Raw genomic sequence first — 19784 nt, forward strand, 5'->3', positions numbered from 1 at the left:
TGGAAAAGAATCACGAAGCTGAGCATTACCCGCGTCGATCCCTTCGATCTTCCCGCCGTTCCCACCAACGACGGCGTGCACCATCCGGCGGACCGGGCGTAGCAGAAGCCCGCGGCAGGCTGCTATAATCGGCCGACTTCACCAAGGTGTCCTCTTGCGCCGCATCGTCCACATCCTCCTGCTGCTCTGCCTGCCCCTGTATGGTTTCGCCATGCAGGGAAGCGCCCAGCACGCCTACGGCGCGGCGACGCTCGCGCACGTGCTCGAGCAGGGCGAGCGTATCCAGCACCATCACGACGACGACGGTTCTGTCCACTACGACAACTCCGAAGCGTCGCGCGAGCACAGTCAAGACCATTCCTCCTGTGCGCAGGTGGCGACCTGCAGTTTCCCGCGTCCCGTGACGCCGCCCGAGCAGCCGACCGGCGAAGTCGCCGGCGCGCTGGCCCGGCCGGCGCCCGACCCCTTCCTCGACGGACCACGCAAACCTCCGCGCCATGCCCTCGGCCTTGCTGCCGGGGGACTGCCGCACGCCTGATCCAGACGGCCGGCGCGAGCCATTCGCGCGGGTGTGCACGCCCTCGGTGATTTCATTCATCACCCGAAGGAGAACACATGCGCATCCGTCGCTTGTCTTTTTACGCCATCGGCGCCGTCCTCGCCCTCCCATGCTGGGCGCTGGCGGCGCCCCCGACACTCAAGCAGGCCGTCGACGCCGCCTGGCAGCGCCTGCCTGCCGCCCGCACGGCCGAAGCGCGCCAGGACGAGGCCCGCGCCGCGCGCGCCACGGCCGGCTCCTGGCTGGCCGCCAACCCGGCGCTCGGCCTCGCGCACCGCCTTGACCAGGGCGCTTCGGAACGCCAGGCGCGCGAATCCGAACTGTCGGTCTCGACCTCGGTCTGGCTGCCCGGCCAGAAATCCGCGCGCGAAGCGCTGGCCGCCACCGGCAGCGACGAGGCCGCGGCCCACCTCGGTGCGACCAGGCTGGCGGTCGCAGGCCTGGTGCGCAGCCGCATCTGGGAAGCCGCCGCCGCCCAGGTGAAGCTCGACGAAAAGCAGGACCACCTGCACCACCTGGAAGGCTTCGCCGACGAGGTCCAGCGCCGCGTCAAGGCCGGCGACCTGGCGCGCAGCGACGGCCTGCTGGCGCAGCAGGAAGTGCAGGCGGCCCGCATCGAGGTGCTGGAAGCGCGCACCGCCGCCGTTGAAGCGCTGGCCCGCTACCGCGTCCTCACCGGGCTGGAAGCGCTGCCGCCGCTGGAACCGGAAGCGCTGCAGGACGGCGCCGCGCCCGCCAACGCGCGCCTGCTGGCCGCGCAGGCCACGGAGCAGCGCGCCCGCGCGGCACTGCGCCTGGCCGAGGCCAGCCGTGCGGCGCCGCCCACCGTCGGCTTGTCGGTGCGGCGCGAAGAGGAACGCACCTGGCGCGAGCCGGTGCGCAGCATCGGCCTGTCGCTGCAGGTGCCCTTCGGCGGCGCGGCGCGCAACCGCGCGCTCGAGGCGCAGGCGCAGACCGCGATCGCCGGCGCGGCTGCCGAGGCGGCCGAGGCCCGGGCCCAGGCCGGGGCCGACCTCGCGCTAGCGCACGAACGCCTGGCCAACGCGCGCAGCGCCCTGGAAGCGGCCACCAGCCGCGCCGCGGCCCTGCACGAACACACCGCCCTGTACGACAAGGCCTTCCGCCAGGGCGAGCGCGGCCTGGCCGAGCTGCTGCGTTCGCGCGCCCTGACCCACGAGGCCGACGTTGCCGTGGCGCGCCAGCGCGCCATGCTCGGACTGGCCCACGCCCAACTCAATCAAGCTTTAGGAATCCTTCCATGAACATCCTGATCCTGCTGCTGGCCGCGCTGCTGAGCGCCGGCCCGGCACTGGCCGGCCCCGGCGCGCACGGCCCGAATGGCGAACACCTCGACGCCCCGGCTGCGCACGGCGCCGCCGCCGGCGTGCCGCGCATCGAGACCTTCAACGAAGCCTTCGAGCTGGTCGGCCAGTTGTCCGGCGGCGAACTGTCGATCATGATCGACCGCTACGAGACCAACGAGCCGGTGCTGGGCGGCGAGCTCGAAGTCCAGTACAAGAACCTGAAGGCCAAGGCGACCTTCCACGCCGACATGGGCGACTACGCTGTCGACGATCCGACGCTGCTGGCCGCCATTTCGCAGCCGGGCACGCATGCCTTGCTGTTCACCCTGGCCGCCGGCCAGGAGCGCAGCCGGCTCGAGGGAAGCCTGCAGGTCGCTGAAGAAGACCATCACCAAGATGACGAACACCCGGCCGGCCGGCGCTGGTGGCTGGCCGCCGCCGCGGCGCTCGTCCTCGTGGCTGCCGCACTGCTGGTACGGCGCCTGCGTCAACGCAAGGAGACCTGAACATGCTGATCAACTACCGACTCCTTGCCGGCCTGGCGGCCGCGTTCCTGAGCGCCTCGCTGTCCGCTTCACCGGGCGCCCACGGCCCCAACGGCGAACACCTGGACGAGAAGACCGCGACCACGGTCAGCGGCCTGGCGCGCCTGCCGGACGGCAGCGTCAACGTACCGAAGCTGGCCCAGCGCCGCATGGGCCTGCGCACCCTGATGGTGAAGGAGGGCGAATTCGCCCGCACGGTGGCGCTGAACGGTCGCGCCGCGATCGACCCGAATGCGGGCGGCCGGGTGCAGGCGCCGTTCGCGGGACAGGTGTTGCCCGGCCCGAACGGCCTGCCGGTCGCCGGCCAGCGCGTCGTGAGGGGGCAGGTGCTGGCGCGCCTGCGGCCGCTCGGCAGCGCCGTCGAACGCGGCAACCAGGCGGCCGAACTGGCCGGGCTGCGCGCGCAGCGCGAACTGCTGGCCAAGCGGGTCAGGCGCCTCGAATCGCTGGAGGGCGTGGTGCCGGCCAAGGAAGTGGAGGCGGCGCGGGCCGAGCTGGCCGCCAGCGCCGGCCGCGAGCGCGCGGTGGCGAAGTCGATCGGCGGCCTGGACGCCATCGTGGCGCCGGCCAGCGGCGTCGTCGCCAGTGCGGCGGTGCTGAACGGCCAGATGGTGGAGCCGCGCGAAGTCCTGTTCGAGATCGTCGACCCGGGCCAGATGCTGGTCGAAGCGCTGGCCACCGACGCCTCGCTGGCGCGCCGGATCGGCAGCGCCTCGCTGGCCGAACTGCCGGACGCCGAACTGACCCTGCTCGGGGCCGGGCGCAGCCTGCGCGACGGCGCGCTGCCGCTGAACTTCCGTGCCCGCGGCAAGGCGCTCGACCTGGCGGTGGGGCAGCCGGTGACGGTGCTGGCAAAGCTCGACGCCAGGGTCAAGGGCATCGCCCTGCCGGCGTCGGCGCTGGCGCGCAACCAGGCCAACGAAACGGTGGTGTGGATCAAGTCGGGCGCGCTGCGCTTCATCGCGCTGCCGGTCGAGGCGACCGCGCTCGATGCGCGGACCGTGGTCGTGACCAAGGGACTGGCCCCGGACAACCGGGTGGTGGTCAGCGGCACCTCCCTGATCAACCAGATCCGGTAAGGCGACCATGTTCAATTTCATCGTTCGATTCAGCCTGCACAACCGCCTGTTCGTGCTGGCGGCAGCGCTGCTGCTGATGGTTTACGGCGCCGTCACCGCATGGCGCACCCCGGTGGACGTGTTCCCCGACCTGAACAAGCCGGTGGTCACCGTGCTGGCCGAAGCCGGCGGCATGGCGCCCGAGGAAGTGGAGCAACTGGTGTCCTTCCCGCTCGAGACCGCGCTCAACGGCATGCCGGGCGTGACCCGGGTGCGCTCGGTCTCGGGCGTGGGCTTGTCGATCGTGTACGCCGAATTCGACTGGGGCACCGACGTCTACCGCAACCGCCAGCAGGTGGCCGAGCGCATCGCGCTGGTCAAGGAACAGCTGCCCGGGAATATCGCGCCGATGATGGGGCCGGTGTCCTCGATCATGGGCGAGATCATGCTGATCGCGCTGCCGATCGACGTGGCCCGGACCGATCCGATGCGGGCGCGCGAGTATGCCGACTTCGTGCTGCGTCCGCGCCTGCTGTCGATTCCCGGCGTGTCGCAGGTGATCCCGATCGGCGGCGAGGTGCGCCAGCTGCGGGTCCAGCCCGACACCGCGCGGATGGCGCAGTTCGGCGTGTCCTTGGAACAGCTGACGGGTGCGCTGCGCGGCTTTGCAGGCAACACCAGCGGCGGCTTCATCGACCTGAACAACCGCGAATACCTGATCCGCAACCTGGGCCGAACGACGCGTCTGGACGACGTCAAGGGCCTGGCGGTGGCCTACCGCAACGGCATGCCGGTGCTGCTCGAGCAGGTGGCGGGCGTGGCCTATGCGCCCGCCTTCAAGCGCGGCGACGCCGGCCTGGACGGCAAGCCGGCGGTGATCGTCAGCGTGCAGAAGCAGCCGTCCGCCGACACGGTGCGGCTGACGCGCGACGTCGAGGCCGCGCTGGCGGAACTGAAGCAGGGCCTGCCGGCCGGGATCTCGGCCCCGACCGTGCTGTTCCGCCAGGCGAACTTCATCGAGGCCGGCGTGGGCAACGTGGTGGAAGCGCTGCGCGACGGCGCCATCCTGGTGGCGGTGGTGCTGTTCGCCTTCCTGCTCAGCGCCCGCACCACCCTGATCTCGCTGGTGGCGATCCCGCTGTCGCTGGCGGTGACGGCGCTCGCCTTCCACCTGCTGGGCCAGTCGATCAACGTCATGACGCTCGGCGGCCTGGCGATCGCGATCGGCGAGCTGGTCGACGATGCGGTGGTGGACGTGGAGAACATCCTGCGCCGCCTGAAGCAACGCGACCAGGCCGGGCAGACCGTGCTGCAAACCATCTGGCAGGCCTCGGTCGAGGTGCGCTCCGGGATCGTGTACGCCACCGTGATCGTGGTGCTGGTGTTCGTGCCGCTGTTCGCGCTGCCGGGCATCGAGGGGCGCCTGTTCGCGCCGCTCGGCATCGCCTACATCGCCTCGATCCTGGCCTCGATGCTGGTGTCGATGACGGTGACCCCGGTGCTGGCCTATTACCTGCTGCCCGGGATGAAGCGCCTGCAGCACGGCGACAGCCCGATCGTGCGCCGCCTGAAGGCCTGGGACACGCGGGCGCTGGCCTGGTCCTTCCCGCGCATGCGGCGCCTGTTCGCCGGTGCGTTGCTGGTGGTGGGGGCGGCGGCGGCCTCGGTGCCCTTCCTGCCGCGCGCTTTCCTGCCGGCCTTTAACGAAGGCTCGCTGGTGATGAGCCTGAGCTTCACGCCGGGCACCTCGCTGCTCGAGGCCAATCGCATGGGGGCGCTGGCCGAGACCCTGATCGCGCAGGTGCCGGAAGTGACCAAGGTCGGGCGCCGCACCGGCCGCGCCGAGCTGGACGAGCATGCCGAGGGCGTGCACTCGTCCGAGATCGAGGTGGACCTGAAACCGTCCGGACGCAGCCGCGAGGAGGTGATGGCCAGCATCCGCCAGCAGCTGGCGAGCATCCCGGGCTCGGTGGCGATCGGCCAGCCGATCTCGCACCGGCTCGACCACCTGCTGTCCGGCGTGCGCGCCCAGATCGCCCTCAAGATCTACGGCGACGACATCGACACGCTGCGCGGCCTGGCCGAGGGCCTGCGCGGGCGCCTGGACGGGGTCCCGGGCCTGGTCGACCTGTCGGTCGAGCGCCAGGTCCTGATCCCGCAGGTGAAGGTACGGGTCGACTACCGCAAGGCGGCACAGCACGGCCTGGCCGCGGGCGACGTCCTGCAGGCGTTGCAGTCCCTGTCGGAAGGCACGCGCGTGACCCAGGTGATCGACGGCGCGCGCCGCTTCGACCTGGTGCTGCGCCTGCCCGACGCCGAGCGTTCGCCGCAGGACCTGGGCAAGGTGATGCTGGCCAGCCCCGCCGGCCCGGTTCCGCTCTCGCGCATCGCCACCGTGGAAGAGGGCGACGGCCCCAACCAGGTGGGCCGCGAGAACGGGCGCCGCCGCATCGTCGTGTATGCCAACACGGACGGCTCCAACATGTCGCGCATCATTGCCGACGTGCGCAAGACCGTCGCCGCGACCCCGCTGCCGGGCGGCTACTTCGTCAGCGTGGAAGGCCAGTTCCAGGCGCAGGAGCAGTCGCAGCGGCTGATCCTGGGCCTGTCGCTGGCCTCGCTGGCGATGATCTTCCTGGTGCTGTATTCGCGCTACCGGTCCTCGACCCTGGCCCTGGTCATCATGGGGAACATCCCGTTCGCGCTGGTCGGCAGCGTCATCGCGATGTGGATCGCCGGGGTGTCGCTGTCGGTGGCCTCGATGGTCGGCTTCATCACGTTGGCCGGCATCGCGACCCGCAACGGCATTCTCAAGATCAGCCACTACATCAACCTGTGCAAGTTCGAGGGCGAGACCTTCGGCTGGCCGATGATCGTGCGCGGCTCGATCGAGCGCCTGACGCCGGTGTTGATGACGGCGCTGGTCGCCGCCTTCGCGCTCACGCCGCTGCTGCTGGCGGCCGATGCGCCGGGCAAGGAAATCCTGCATCCGGTCGCGGTGGTGATCTTCGGTGGCCTGATCAGCTCCACGCTGCTCGATTCGCTGCTGACACCCCTGATCTTCTGGACCGTGGGACGGCGCCCGCTGGAGCGCCTGCTGGCGCAGCAGGGCAAGGAAAGCTATTGATTCGACCGGCAGGTGGCGGCGCCATTGCAGCGCCGCCACCTGTATTCTGGCGTCGCAGCGCGACAGCGTGCGTTTCCCGGCCAGACAACACAAGGAGCATCGATGAAGTGGATCATCACCAAATACCTGTTGACCGCGGCGGTCGTCGTGCTGGTCTCCGAAGCGGCCAAGCGCAGCGACCGGTTCGGCGGTTTCATTGCGGCGCTGCCGATGATCACGATCCTGACCCTGGTCTGGCTGTACGTCGAACAGCAGCCGCAGGCCAGGATCGCCAATCACGCCTGGTACACCTTCTGGTACGTGGTGCCGACCCTGCCCATGTTCCTGGCCTTCCCGTGGCTGCTGCCGCGGCTCGGCTTCTGGTGGACCATGGGCGCGTCCGTCCTGATCACCGTGCTGTGCTTCGGGCTGTTCGCGCTGGCGGTCAGGCGCTTCGGGATCGTGCTCCTGTAAGAAGGCTCAGCGGCTCCAGCTGCACTTGCCGCGCATGATGGCCGCGCCCCAGAAGGGCAGGGCGAACAGGCCGCTCACACCAACATTCCAGTTCTTGGTGGTGATGCTGTGCGGCTGGTGCTTGAGAGCGTTCGGGCCCATGCAGTGCGGCTTCTCCGCCTCCGAGAACTTGCGCTCGAACTCGCGGTAGGCGCCGCCGCTCAGGGCGCTGCCGGTCGCGGGCAGAGGGCTCTCCGGCATCTCTTGCAGGACGGCCCGGACCGCTGCCCGGATCGCCTCGTCGCTCGGCCGTGCACCCGATGCGGGCGCGGCCGCCTGGTCTTGCGGCGGCGCGAACGGATCTTGCCGGCCCCCCTTGGCCGCCGCCGGCGCATCGGCATGCACGGCGAACGGATGGCAGACCGCCAGGGGGACGACAATGCGCAGGAGCCAGTTTTTCATCGTTCGACGCCGGAATGAATGAGCGGCCGACTGTACCTGAACCATTCCCCGCATACTTATCGGATCATTAAGCCCGCGCGGATTATGCGGGGCGAATGGCTGCGGGCACGCCCATTCAGTAGCGCTGTTACTGGATAGTGGCCAGTATTCATGAACGGCATTCATAAGCCCTTGCATTTTTGGCAGGTAAAACGGCCTGTCCTCGCGCCTACAATCGCACTCCAGGCGCGCAAGCGAACTGCACGCCCCTAAAATGTAAAAAGCGCTATGTTCTTGGCTGCGGTCCGGAATGCGCGTTTTCGTCAAATCGGAGATCGGTCTTCCCCCGAGGCCTGCGCCGCCGTCCCACCATTGCCAATGTCCACGAAAGGAACCACGATGCCCGACTTCGATCCACACCGGCGGCAGCTGCTCAAGGCGTCCACCGTCGCCGTCGGCGGCGTCGCCGTGGCCTCGCAGGTGGCGATGCCCGCCACCGCCGCCCCGGCCGCCCAGCCGGCTTCGTCCGCCGCCGGCACGCCCACCACCATGAGCATCCGCCTGAAGGTCAACGGCGTCGAGCACCAGCTGATGGTCGACCCGCGCACCACGCTGCTCGACGCGTTGCGCGACCGCCTGCAGCTCACCGGCAGCAAGAAGGGCTGCGACCAGGGCCAGTGCGGCGCCTGCACGGTGCTGGTCGACGGCCGCCGCAGCACCTCCTGCCTGACGCTGGCCGTGATGCAGGAAGGCCACGAGATCACCACCATCGAAGGCCTCGGCACGCCGACCAACCTGCACCCGCTGCAGCGCGCCTTCATCAAGCACGACGGCTACCAGTGCGGCTTCTGCACCCCGGGGCAGATCTGTTCGGCGGTGGGCATGCTGGAAGAGCTGCGCGCCGGCAGCCCGAGCCACGTCACCGCCGACCTGAACGCGCCGGCGCCGGCCAGCGAGATGGAATTCCGCGAGCGCATGAGCGGCAACCTGTGCCGCTGCGGCGCCTACTCGAACATCCAGGAGGCGATCGCCGAGGTGGCCGCGGTCGCCGGCGTCGCGGGAGCCAAGCGATGAAAGCCTTTACCTACGAACGGGCCAGGACCCCGCAGGAAGCCGCCGACGCCGCGGCGCGCCACCCGAACGCGCGCTTCGTCGCGGGCGGCACCAACCTGCTGGACCTGATGAAGCTGCAGATCGAAACGCCGTCCCACCTCATCGACGTCAACGACCTGGCGCTCGACCGCATCGAGCCGACCGCCGACGGCGGCCTGCGCATCGGCGCGCTGGTGAGGAATAGCGACCTGGCCGCCGACCTGCGCGTGCGGCGCGACTACGGCGTGCTGACGCGCGCGCTGGTGGCCGGCGCCTCGGGCCAGCTGCGCAACCAGGCCAGCACCGCCGGCAACCTGCTGCAGCGCACCCGCTGTCCCTACTTCTACGATACCAACGTGCCCTGCAACAAGCGCAAGCCGGGCAGCGGCTGCAGCGCCATCGGCGGCTTCACCCGCCTGCACGCGATCGTCGGCCAGAGCGACGCCTGCATCGCGACCCACCCGAGCGACATGGCGGTGGCCATGCGCGTGCTCGACGCCCGGGTCGAGACGGTGGCGCCGGGCGGCGCCACGCGCGTGATCCCGATCGCCGACTTCCACCGCCTGCCGGGCAATACCCCGCACATCGAGCACAACCTCAAGGCCGGCGAGCTGATCACCGCGGTGACGCTGCCGCCGCCCGCCGGCGGGGTGCAGGCCTACCGCAAGGTGCGCGACCGCGCCTCCTACGCCTTCGCGATCGTGTCGGTGGCCACCATCCTCCAGCCCGACGGCAGCGGCCGCGTGGCGCTGGGCGGCGTGGCCCACAAGCCATGGCGCGTCGAGTCGGCGGAAGCCGCGTTCCCGCGCGGGGCGCAGGCCGTCGCCGGGGCCCTGCTGCAGGGCGCCCGCAGCACCGAGGACAATGCATTCAAGCTGCCGCTCGTCGAGCGCACGCTGGCCGCCGCCATCGCCGACGCCAAAGCGTCCGGCGCCACAGCATAAGCAGAAGGGCATGCCATGAAATTCAACGAACCAGCCAGCACCAATCCGATCGACCAGCTCAAGGTCGTGGGCCAGCCGATCGACCGCATCGACGGTCCGCTCAAGACCACCGGGACGGCGCCTTACGCGATGGACCGCCACGACGTGGTGCCGAACCAGGCGCACGGCTACGTGATCGGCGCCGCCATTCCCAACGGGCGCATCGTCTCGATGGACCTGGCGGCCGCCAAGGCCGCGCCGGGCGTGATCGCCATCGTCACCGCCCAGAACGCGGGCAAGCTCGCCAAGGGCAACTTCAATACCGCCATGCTGCTGGGCGGCCCGCGCATCGAGCACTACCACCAGGCGGTGGCGCTGGTGGTGGCCGAGACCTTCGAGCAGGCGCGCGATGCGGCTGCGCTGGTACGCATCAAGTACGAGCGCGAGAAGGGCAAATACGACCTGCGCGCGGTGCAGAACAAGGCCGTCGCACCCAAGAAGGAGGCGGCCGAATCGAAGGTCGGCAACTTCACCGGCGCGTTTGCCTCGAGTCCGGTCAAGCTCGACGCCGAATACGCCACCGCCCACGAATCGCATTCGATGATGGAGCCGCATGCCAGCATCGCAGCCTGGGACGGCGACCAGCTGACCGTGTGGACCTCGAACCAGATGATCAACTGGAGCCGCGGCGACATCGCCAAGACCCTGGGCCTGCCGAAGGACAAGGTGCGCGTGCTGTCGCCCTACATCGGCGGCGGCTTCGGCTCCAAGCTGTTCGTGCGCGCCGACGCCGTGCTGGCGGCGCTGGGGGCAAGGGCGGCGCGCCGGCCGGTGCGGGTGAGCCTGCAGCGCGCGCTGATCCCCAACAACACCACGCACCGCTCGGCCACCCTGCAGCGCATCCGGATCGGCGCCACGCGCGAAGGCAAGATCACGGCGATCGCCCACGAAGCCTGGTCCGGCAACCTGCCCGAGGGCTCGCCGGAGAACGCCGCCACCCAGACCCGCTCGCTGTACGCCGGCGAGCACCGCATGACCGCCAACCGGGTGGCCGCGATGGACCTGCCGGAATCGAACGCGATGCGCGCGCCGGGCGAGGCGCCGGGCATGGCGGCGCTCGAGATCGCGATGGACGAGATGGCCGAGCAGCTCGGCATGGACCCGGTGCGCTTCCGCATCCTGAACGACACCCAGGTGGTGCCGGACAATCCCGAAAAGCCCGGCTCTACCGACCCGCAGTCGAAGAAACCGGAAGAAAAGAACCAGCACAACCCGCATCCGCCGTTTTCCAGGCGCCAGTTCATCCAGTGCCTGCAGACCGGGGCCGAGCGCTTCGGCTGGGAGCGCAGATCGGGCAAGCCCGGATCGGTACGCGAGGGGCGCTGGCTGGTCGGCATGGGCATGGCCTCGGCCTTCCGCGACAACCTCTTGACCAAGTCGGCGGCGCGCGTGCGCCTGGACCGGCGCGGCATCCTGACGGTGGAAACCGACATGACCGACATCGGCACCGGCAGCTACACCATCATCGCGCAGACCGCCAGCGAGATGATGGGCGTGCCCCTGGAACGGGTGCGTGTGCGGCTGGGCGATTCGAGTTTTCCGGCCTCGTGCGGCTCGGGCGGCCAGTGGGGCGGCAACAACTCGACGGCGGGCGTGTATGCCGCCTGCATGAAGCTGCGCGAGGCGGTGGCGCGCCAGGCCGGCTTCGCGCCGGAGCGCGCGATCTTCGCCGACGGGCTGGTGCGCGCGGGCGAGCGCAGCCTGCCCCTTGGCGAGGCGGTCGGCGAGCGCGAGCTGGTGGCGGAAGACCTGATCGAGTACGGCGACATCAACAAGCGCTTCCAGCAATCGACCTTCGGGGCGCACTTCGTGGAGGTCGGCGTCGACGCGGTGACCTGCGAGGTGCGGATCCGGCGCATGCTGGCGGTGTGCGCGGCCGGGCGCATCCTGAACCCGAAGACGGCGCGCAGCCAGGTGATCGGCGCGATGACCATGGGGGCAGGGGCGGCGCTGATGGAAGAACTGGCCGTCGACAAGCGGCTCGGCTACTTCGTCAACCACGACCTGGCGGGCTACGAGGTGCCGGTGCACGCGGACATCCCCCACCAGGAGGTCATCTTCCTGGACGAAACCGATCCGATGTCCTCGCCCATGAAGGCCAAGGGCATCGCCGAGCTGGGCATCTGCGGGGTGGCGGCGGCGATCGCGAATGCCGTGTACAACGCGACCGGCGTGCGGGTGCGCGAGTATCCGATCACCCTCGACAAGCTGATCACGAAGATGCCGCTGTCGGTATGATGCGGCCGGACGGCCGGCGTCGCCGGCCGTCCGCGATTCATTCGCCCTGGATGGACGCCGGCGCCGGCCGCGGCTATCATCACGCCGTTCCGTCACCTGTTCGTAGCGCATGCTCCCAGCCAGTCCCTCGCCCATCCTTCCCGCCGCCCCGCAGCGTATCGACTGGCCCCGCCTTGCCGCAGCGTTCGCGCTGCTGGCCTTCCTGATCATGATGTGGCGCTGGGGCGGCACCGTCTCGGATTCGCAGGCCTATTACGACACCGCACGCTACCTGCGCGGCGAGATCCCGGCGAGCAGCCTGGTCGCGCCTTTTCCGTACCGGCTGCTGGTGCCGGTGCTGGCGTCGAGCATTCCCGGCGACCTGCGCAACGGCTTCGCCATGCTCAACTGGGTGCTGGTCACGCTGGCCGCCTGCCTGATGTCGGCTGCCGTGCTGCGCGCGGGACTCGGCCGGCGCCGCGCGATCGCGGCAGGCCTGTTGATGATCCTCTCGCTGCCCACGTTCTGGTACGCGCCCTACCTGCTGGTCGATCCGGGCTCGGTCTGCGCCCGGGCGGCTTTCGTGCTGGCCGTGCTGTCGGGCCAGCCGTGGCTGGCCGCGGCGGCCGGACTGGCCGGCACTGCCGTGCGCGAAGAGAACATCCTGCTGCTGGTGTGGCTGGTGGCGATGCGGCGCATCGGCTTCGTGCCCGGGCTGGCCGTGCTGGGCGCGGCCGGCGCGTGGATCGTGGCGGTGCGCTGGTGGCTCATCACCGGCCTGCCGGGCTACGCCTGGACGCCCGGCCTGGCGCAACTGCTGCACGCGCTGCAGGACCTGCGCTCGCTGGCCACGATCGCCGGCAGCGCCGTGCTGGTCGTGCCGCTGGCCGTGCTCGGCTGGCGCGCGGCGCCGCGCGCGCTGCGGCCCTTCGCCAGCCTGCTGGCGCTGATGGCCCTGCCACCGCTGTACGCGGCGCTGTGCGTACGCGTCGACGGCCGCGCCGTCTGGGGCCTGTATCCTTTCCTGGTGCCGTTCGCGGCCTGCTTTGGCCTGGATCGACGCACGCGGCATTGACGGATTCTCCACAAGGGCTATACTGGGCCCTGACCTCTTGCCGAATCCATGAACCCACCACGCTTCACATCGCCGCGCACCGCCGCCTGCCAGCAAGGCAGGGGCTTTGCCGCGTCCGTCGAGCGTGATTGCGCCGCCGTCTCCCGAGCGGTGCAGCAGTCGTCCCGCAACCTCGCCTGGCTCGTCCGGGCTCGGTGAGGACCGCTGCACGCCTTTTTACCTCCTCCCGAGCCTACCCGATCCCACACCGCGGCCGCCCCCGGCTGCCGCCATGATCCCCGCCCGCCAATGCTGCGGGCACACAATCAGGAGTAAGAATGAAACCGACCATCCTCGTCTCATGGCTGGACATGGACCGTCTCGACCGCATGCTGGACGCCTTGCCGTCCGCACAGGCAAGCGCGCGCGACGCCCTGCTCGATGAACTGGGCCGGGCCACGCTGGCCGAACCGTGGGAGATGCCGCCCGACGTCGTCACCATGAATTCGCGCGTGCGCTTCACGCTCGACGGTTCCGACCAGGAAGTGACCATGACGCTGACTTATCCGAAAGACATGACCGGCGACCCGAACCAGCTGTCGATCCTGACGCCGGTCGGCACCGCGCTGCTGGGCCTGAAGGTGGGCGACACCATCAGCTGGGAACGCCCCGACGGCGCCCTGTTCCAGCTCAGCGTGCGCGCCATCGAATACCAGCCTGAGCACGACGGCAAGTATCACCGTTGAGCATGCGCCTGCGCGCGCCGCGTGCCTCCCTGGCCTGCAGCAGCACGACCAGCAGCAGCACGATGGCGCAGGCGATCCAGGCCGACCACAGCGTGTGCGTCAGGAAGTGCGCACCGCGCATCTGCTGCATCCATCCCAGTGCCAGCCCCGGCGTCAGCGCCAGGGCCAGGGCACGCCATGCCCTGCGTGGCGGTCCCGGCAGCCACAACAACACCAGCGCCACCAGCCACAGCCCGCTCGACGCATGCCCCGCCGGCAGGCAGTGACCGGGCAGGACGCCCGCGGGCAAGGCCTCGAACAGGCGCACATAGGGTGCGCTGCCGCCGTAGCGCGCCAGGTCCCAGGGGCAGTAGGCGTCGCTCGACTGCTTCAACAGGCTGGTCACCACCGGCACCAGCAAGGCGGACCAGGCGATCACGCGCAGCCGCAGCCGTGCAAAGCGGCGGTCGAACACCGGTTGCGGCCAGATCGCATCGCCGACCGCGGCCGCGATCAGGAGGACAGCGGCCACCGTCAGGATCGTCTTGGCGATGCGGTGGCTGAAGACCGCCGTCAGCCAGGCCTCGCGCCACGGAAAGGCGCCGGCCGCGCGGTCGTACAGCGCGTCCGCCAGCGCCAGGTCGGCGTCGGTGTAGCGTCCCAGGGCGAAAATTGCCAGCGCCGCCAGGGCAAGCAGGATACCGAGGAAGATTGCGCCGCGGCTGCCCAGCAGCCTATCCGGATGCTCCGCGCCGCCGGCGGCATCGGTTGCGGCGTCCCTTGCCGGCTCAATTGCAGGGTCAGTTGCGAACGCAGGCATGGAACAGGTCCAGTTTGGGGTTCAGGACGGCGGTTTCGACGTTCAGCATGCCGAGCACCGAGTGAAACACGTTGTCGTGCGAGAGCGGCTGGTCGCGGCGCGCCTGCAGGCAGGCGCGGTCGATCCGGAAGCGCTGGCTGAAGCCGTCCGACATCCACAGCATCATCGGCACGTGGGTCTGCTCGTCCGGCGCGAACATCCAGGGCGCGCCGTGCAGGTACATATTGCCTTCGCCGAGCGATTCGCCGTGGTCGGAAAAATACAGCATCGAGGTGTCCACGTCGGCATCGCGCGCGGCCTGGCGCAGCAGGTCGATGGTCTGCGCCAGGAAGTGGTCGGTGTAGAGAATGGTGTTGTCGTAGGCGGCGACGATCGATTCGCGGCTGCAGGCCGAGAATTCACTGCTCCGGCATACCGGGCCGAAGCGGCCGAAACCGGCCGGATAGCGCTTGGCGTATTCCGGCCCGTGGCTGCCTTTCTGGTGCAGCACGATGACCAGGTCCTTGCCCGGCTGCCGGATCAGATCGGGCAGGCCCTCCAGCAGGCCCTCGTCGTAGCACTCGTCGCCGGCGCAGTGAGGCTTGCCGGGGGATGGAGCCGCCATGTCGACGAATTCGACGCGGTCGCACACCCCCTTGCAGCCGGAATTGTTGTCGCGCCAGAGCACGCGGAAACCGGCGTGCGACAGCACGTCGAGCAGGCCTTCCTGGTGCTTGGCCATGCTGTCGTCGTATTGCTCGCGCGGGAGCACCGAGAACACGCAGGGCACCGACACCGCGGTGGCGGTGCCGCAGGACTGGACCCGGGCGAAGTTGATCAGGCCTTCCTCGCGCGCCAGCCGCGGATTGGTCGGGCGTGCATAGCCGTCGAGCGAGAAGTTGGCCGCGCGGGCGGTCTCGCCGACCACGATCACGGTCACCGTGCGGCGCGCCGCGCCCGCCCAGCGGGGGCCCTTGACGGCGTCGCGGCCGATCTGCTGCAGCGCCACGGGCGTGCTCCAGCGGTTGCGCAAATAGCCGTTGAGCGCCTGCACCACGTTGGTGGGCGTGAGCAGGTAGCGCAGTTCGCGGTGCTCGCGCACGGCCGGCGCCAGGGTCTTGAACAGCAGCACCAGCAGCAGGGCCGCCAGGGCCAGTGCGCCGGCGAAGATGCCGGCGCGCTGCCCCAGGCCGCGCAGGCCCGACGGGAAGCGGATCTGCATCCGCGCGATCAGCAGCGAGGGCAGGCCGGCGGTCAACGCGACGAACAGCACCAGGCGCCAGTTCAGCAGTTCCGAGGCTTCGCGCAGGTCGGTCTCGAACACGTTCTGGATCATGGCCTTGTCGATCACGATGCCGTATTCGTTGATGAACCAGGTCGAGGCGGACGCCACTACCAGGCACGCAATCAGCGCGGGCTTGGCGACGAAGCGGAAGCTGAACGGGATCAGGAGCGCATGGAACAGCAGCACCACGATCAGCAGGCTGCCCGCCAGCAGCGGCAGCCGCGCCAGGGAGAAGCCCCCGACGGCATGCACGAGGGCGGACCAGAAATTGATGTTGGCGACGGTGGCCAGCAGCAGCGCGACGGAGAAGACCAGCAGGTTGGCGTTGATACGCCGGTGGAAGACCTTGTGCACGTTATATCGTTTCATGGCGCGCAGCCGGAATGGCTACGATACCGCCAAGGATAAGGATAAGTGCGTCAACAGCTCGTCAGCAGGCCGTTAAATCCCCGTGAATGCCATGCAATATCGGTGCGCGTCTAGGCAGCCGGAAAACTCAGCGTGAAGCGGCTGCCGCCGCCGGGACGCGCGTCGTAGGCAAAGCCGGCGCCCACGAAATCGCAGATGCGGCGCGCCAGGGCGAGTCCGAGCCCGGTGCCGCCCGAGCCGCTCGACGGGATCCCGCCGCCGTTGCCGAGCGTGGCCAGCACCGCGGGCGGCAGGCCCGGGCCGGTGTCCTCGATGAGCACCTGGCCCGGCAGCATGCGCACCACGACCTCGCCCCGGTCGGTGTACTGGCAGGCGTTGCGCACCAGGTTGCCGATGGCGGCCGCGCACAGTTCGCGCGGTACCCGCGCCGCCAGCGCCGGACCGTCGACGAAACGCAGGGTGACCGGCTTGCCGGCCACCAGGGTGCGGTATTTCTCGACTTCGTCCCGCGCGATCTGGCCGACCTGCACCGGCGCCAGCGCGCCGAGATCGGGCGCGCGCGCCAGCAGCAGCAGCACGGTGACGCATTCGGCGGCTTCGCGCGCGGCGCGGTAGATCCGTTCGGCCGGCCCGCGCACGGCGGGCGAGGCGCTTTCTTGCATCAGGATCTCGGCGGCGCCCATGATCACGGTGAGCGGGCTGCGCAGCTCGTGGCTGACGTCGCCGGTGAAGTAGCGTTCGCGGTCGAGGAAGGCGCGCAGTTCGGCGGTATGCGCTTCGAGCGCGCGCGCCAGCACGCCCAGTTCGTCCTTGCGCGCGGTGAGGGCGGGCGGCGCGCTGTCGTCGCGGACCGCCTGCGCCAGTTCGCGGATCGGGGCGACCACGCGCGTGCCCAGGAAGCCGCCGAGCAGGGTGGCCAGCAGCAGGAAGCCGACGAAGACCGCCGCGAACATTGAGTACACCACCAGCTCGATCTTGTCGTAGTCGCTTTCGTGGTCGACCAGCACCCAGTTGCCGCGCGCGTCGTGCCCGGCCAGCACGTGCAGGCGGACGGCGCCGACGTCGACCTTGTGCACCCCGTCCGCCAGCCCCCGCAGCGGTGCGGGAATGGCTTCGTTGCGCTGGAAGCGCAGTCCGGCCGGCATGTCGACGTCCAGGCCGGCGGCCTGGCGCGGCGCGGCCCAGGCCACCGCGGCCTCCAGGCGCTTGTCGACCAACTGCACCTCGATGCCTTCCACCGCGATGGCGGCGATAAAGGCGAAGAACATCGAGGCGCCCAGGCCGAACAGGACGAAGGCGACGACGATGCGGCGCTTGAGCGAATCAGCGGGACGCATCGCGCTGCGGGTTCGATGGCGAATTCGGCGATGGATCCGGCTGCACCAGCTTGTAGCCGACCCCGGCCACGGTGTGCAGCATCGGCGTCGGGAAGGGCTTGTCGATGGCCTGGCGCAGCGCATGGATGTGGGTGCGCAGGGCGTCGCTGTCGGGGCGGTCGTCGCCCCACACTGCCTGCTCCAGGGTCTCGCGCGTGACGATGCGCGGGGCGCTGGCCAGCAGGCAGCGCAGCAGGGTGTAGCCGGTCCGGGTGAGCTGCACCGGTACGCCGGCGCGCGTGGCTTCCTGCATGTCCGGGTCATAGCTCAGTTCGCCGAAGCGCATGGTCGCGTGCACCGCATGGGCCGCGGCCGAGCGGCGCACCAGCGCCTTCAGGCGCACTTCGAGCTCCACCAGCGAGAAGGGCTTGACCAGGTAGTCGTCGGCGCCGCTGTCGAAACCGGCCACCTTGTCGGGCAGGCTGTCGCGCGCGGTCAGCATCATCACCGGAGTCGACTTGCCGAGTTCGGTGCGCAGCTTCTGGCACAGCTCCAGCCCGTTCAGGCCCGGCAGCATGACGTCGAGGACGATCACGTCGTAATCGTGCTCGGAGGCCAGCGCCAGGCCGCCATAGCCGTTGCGGGCGGAATCGAGCTGGTGGCCCTTTGGCTCCAGGAAACCGTAGAGATTGGCGAGGATGTCCGGATGGTCTTCGACGATAAGGATGCGCATCCGCCTATTCTAGTGCACGACGGCGGCGCGGTCAGCCATGGCGGTATTCCACGACGTGGCGGGCGCGGCACCAGATCCGGAAGATGTCGTCGCCGCTGATGGTGGAGCGATATTTCATAGGGGCAATAAATCGCTGGACCAGGTCGATGTCCTGCCGGTCCAGGCTGGCCAGCGGATGGGCCCAGCGCGGCCGCCCCGCGATGCGCCCGAACAGCAGGCGCGGCAGGACGACCAGCACGCAGGTGGGCACGCACAAGGGAATCAGGAAGCCCCACCACGGACCCCAGGCCAGCCCGGCCAGCACCGCGGCCAGGAAGGACGCGGCCAGCGTGGCAAGATACAGCGGGCGGCCCTGGCGCTCGAGCCAGTCGGGCGGATACTTCCTGGCCAGGCGGCGCGCGACGGCTTCCAGCACCAGCAGTTCCTGGATCGAGACGGCATCGGGAGGAGGACGCATAGGCATGGTCAGGCTCGAACCCCGCGGGGAAGAAATGGGATGGGTCAGCCAGACAGTACACGCAAAATGTTAAAAATCCGTTAAACGCGCACTATAGGAACAGGGGCAGACCCGGAACGGCGTTGGCAATCGCTCAACTTTGGATTATCGTGGGCGCGTCTGACCGCTCCGTGACATTCAACAAATACCCTACAGAAAGAGACCATGAAACGATTGTTTGCCGCCGCCGTTCTTTTCCTGAGCCTGTGCTGCACCGCCCAGGCCGCCACCGACCCGGTCCTGACGAAGCAGGTCAATGCCTTCGTTGACGAGTGGCACGACGACGCGGCCAATGCGCGCATGGCCTATTTCGACAAGATCGCGCCGGACGGCGTCTACATCGGCACCGACCGCAGCGAGTTGTGGCAGCGCGACGCGTTCAAGGCGTGGTCCAAGAAATACTTTGATCGCAAGTCGGCCTGGAGCTTCAAGGCCACGCGCCGCAACGTATACGCTTCCGGCGACGGCTCGCTGATCTGGTTCGACGAACTGCTCGACACCCCGAACATGGGCCCCTGCATGGCCAGCGGCGTGATCCGCAAGACGGCCAAGGGCTTCGAGATCGTGCACTACCAGCTGTCGATGGCGGTGCCGAACGAGGTGGCGGGGAAGGTGACGGAGCTGATCGCCGGGCACGAGAAAAAGTAGGCGCTGTCACCGTTCGTTGTGGGATGTGCCGCGCAGCGCTATCCGCAGCATCCCTTCGGCCGAGTCAATGCGTTGCCCGTCGATTGCCCATTGCCAGCCGAGATAGTTGGGCAAGTAGCATGAGGCAACGCCGTTGAAGCGCGCCAGCCATTGCCGGAAGCGCCGGTGATAGGCATTCACGTTTTGCACGTGCAACGCGCCGCGGACGCGTTCGCCCGCCCGCAGGTTGACGGCTTCATGCGTGATGCCGGCTGACCGTGCAAAGCTACGGTAGGCCGGGTGCCCGTCGGTCACCAGGAGGACGTCCGGGTCGAGCACGGGAAACAGGTGCTGGTGCAACTGGGCTGCGGTGACCGCGCCGCGGCCGGTCACGAAGTCATGGGTGCCGCCGGCACGGTCGCGCGCCACCAGCACGCAGACGTGTTCGCTGTTGATGCCGCGCCGCCTGGCGACGCCACCGCGTTTCCGCGGCGTCCGGTCCAGCTGGCGCGAACCCTTCTGCGATTCCAGGAAAAACATCTCGTCGGCCTCGGCGATGCCGGCCAGCTGGGCCGGCCGGTCTGCCTTGGCCAGGTGCAGAAAGCGGTGGCGCCAGCGAAAG

Annotated in this window: 19 protein-coding genes; 12 read left to right on the forward strand and 7 right to left on the reverse strand. The window is 69.4% G+C overall.

What is annotated here, in order from left to right; genetic code table 11:
- The first annotated feature begins 154 nt into the window (after nt 1–154).
- The 6 genes from AB3347_RS14815 (at nt 155) to AB3347_RS14840 (ending at nt 7046) form a co-directional block, all read left to right on the forward strand.
- Nucleotides 155–538: a hypothetical protein gene (locus tag AB3347_RS14815; protein WP_369092570.1), complete on the forward strand. Its 384-nt coding sequence runs from the start codon at nt 155–157 to the stop codon at nt 536–538.
- Nucleotides 539–615: 77 nt separating this feature from the next.
- A complete protein-coding gene (locus tag AB3347_RS14820; RefSeq protein WP_369092571.1) occupies nt 616–1821 on the forward strand; it encodes a TolC family protein in 1206 nt (401 codons plus the stop codon).
- Complete coding sequence (locus AB3347_RS14825) at nt 1818–2369, forward strand: hypothetical protein (RefSeq protein ID WP_369092572.1); 552 nt, start codon at nt 1818–1820, stop codon at nt 2367–2369. Before AB3347_RS14820 ends, AB3347_RS14825 begins: the two co-directional genes overlap by 4 nt.
- A gap of 2 nt (nt 2370–2371) precedes the next feature.
- Nucleotides 2372–3487, forward strand: a complete 1116-nt coding sequence (locus AB3347_RS14830; protein ID WP_369092573.1) for an efflux RND transporter periplasmic adaptor subunit — start codon at nt 2372–2374, stop codon at nt 3485–3487.
- A 7-nt stretch (nt 3488–3494) separates the two neighbouring features.
- A complete protein-coding gene (locus AB3347_RS14835; protein ID WP_369092574.1) occupies nt 3495–6593 on the forward strand; it encodes an efflux RND transporter permease subunit in 3099 nt (1032 codons plus the stop codon).
- Nucleotides 6594–6695: 102 nt separating this feature from the next.
- On the forward strand, nt 6696–7046 hold the full coding sequence (locus tag AB3347_RS14840) for a DUF3147 family protein (RefSeq protein ID WP_369092575.1): 351 nt from the start codon (nt 6696–6698) through the stop codon (nt 7044–7046).
- 6 nt (nt 7047–7052) lie between these two features.
- Here the strand turns inward: AB3347_RS14840 and AB3347_RS14845 are convergent, their stop codons facing one another.
- Entirely contained in the window at nt 7053–7487 is a 435-nt protein-coding gene (locus AB3347_RS14845; protein ID WP_369092576.1) for a hypothetical protein, read from the reverse strand.
- Nucleotides 7488–7844: 357 nt separating this feature from the next.
- Here AB3347_RS14845 and paoA point away from each other — a divergent pair, with 357 nt between their 5' ends.
- From paoA to rnk, 5 genes are all read left to right on the forward strand, one after another.
- The gene (gene paoA, locus AB3347_RS14850) at nt 7845–8540 is read left to right on the forward strand and encodes an aldehyde dehydrogenase iron-sulfur subunit PaoA (RefSeq protein WP_369092577.1); all 696 of its coding nucleotides are present in this window, start codon (nt 7845–7847) and stop codon (nt 8538–8540) included.
- Nucleotides 8537–9502, forward strand: coding sequence for a xanthine dehydrogenase family protein subunit M (locus AB3347_RS14855; RefSeq protein WP_369092578.1), 966 nt, complete (start codon nt 8537–8539; stop codon nt 9500–9502). The genes paoA and AB3347_RS14855 overlap by 4 nt, the downstream gene beginning before the upstream one ends.
- A gap of 15 nt (nt 9503–9517) precedes the next feature.
- Nucleotides 9518–11779: a molybdopterin cofactor-binding domain-containing protein gene (locus AB3347_RS14860; protein WP_369092579.1), complete on the forward strand. Its 2262-nt coding sequence runs from the start codon at nt 9518–9520 to the stop codon at nt 11777–11779.
- 109 nt (nt 11780–11888) lie between these two features.
- A complete protein-coding gene (locus AB3347_RS14865; protein WP_369092580.1) occupies nt 11889–12833 on the forward strand; it encodes a hypothetical protein in 945 nt (314 codons plus the stop codon).
- Between the two features lie 317 nt (nt 12834–13150).
- Complete coding sequence (gene rnk / locus AB3347_RS14870; protein WP_369092581.1) at nt 13151–13558, forward strand: nucleoside diphosphate kinase regulator; 408 nt, start codon at nt 13151–13153, stop codon at nt 13556–13558.
- On the opposite strand, the gene AB3347_RS14875 is transcribed toward rnk, so the two are convergent.
- From AB3347_RS14875 to AB3347_RS14895, 5 genes are all read right to left on the reverse strand, one after another.
- On the reverse strand, nt 13503–14357 hold the full coding sequence (locus AB3347_RS14875; protein WP_369092582.1) for a phosphatase PAP2 family protein: 855 nt from the start codon (nt 14355–14357) through the stop codon (nt 13503–13505). The two genes, rnk and AB3347_RS14875, sit on opposite strands and share 56 nt — an antisense overlap.
- Entirely contained in the window at nt 14338–15990 is a 1653-nt protein-coding gene (locus AB3347_RS14880) for a phosphoethanolamine transferase (RefSeq protein WP_369092583.1), read from the reverse strand. Before AB3347_RS14880 ends, AB3347_RS14875 begins: the two co-directional genes overlap by 20 nt.
- A gap of 110 nt (nt 15991–16100) precedes the next feature.
- Nucleotides 16101–17327, reverse strand: a complete 1227-nt coding sequence (locus AB3347_RS14885; protein ID WP_369092584.1) for an ATP-binding protein — start codon at nt 17325–17327, stop codon at nt 16101–16103.
- Nucleotides 17314–18039, reverse strand: coding sequence for a response regulator transcription factor (locus AB3347_RS14890; protein WP_369092585.1), 726 nt, complete (start codon nt 18037–18039; stop codon nt 17314–17316). The genes AB3347_RS14885 and AB3347_RS14890 overlap by 14 nt, the downstream gene beginning before the upstream one ends.
- Nucleotides 18040–18070: 31 nt before the next feature.
- Complete coding sequence (locus AB3347_RS14895; protein ID WP_369092586.1) at nt 18071–18502, reverse strand: hypothetical protein; 432 nt, start codon at nt 18500–18502, stop codon at nt 18071–18073.
- 198 nt (nt 18503–18700) lie between these two features.
- Here AB3347_RS14895 and AB3347_RS14900 point away from each other — a divergent pair, with 198 nt between their 5' ends.
- Nucleotides 18701–19183, forward strand: coding sequence for a nuclear transport factor 2 family protein (locus AB3347_RS14900; RefSeq protein WP_369092587.1), 483 nt, complete (start codon nt 18701–18703; stop codon nt 19181–19183).
- A 6-nt stretch (nt 19184–19189) separates the two neighbouring features.
- Here AB3347_RS14900 and AB3347_RS14905 read toward each other — a convergent pair.
- Nucleotides 19190–19784 (reverse strand): IS1595 family transposase (locus AB3347_RS14905; protein ID WP_369092588.1); only part of this gene is annotated, 595 nt, incomplete at its 5' end.

Source organism: Massilia sp. X63 (assembly GCF_041023745.1).
GTDB lineage: Bacteria > Pseudomonadota > Gammaproteobacteria > Burkholderiales > Burkholderiaceae_D > Telluria.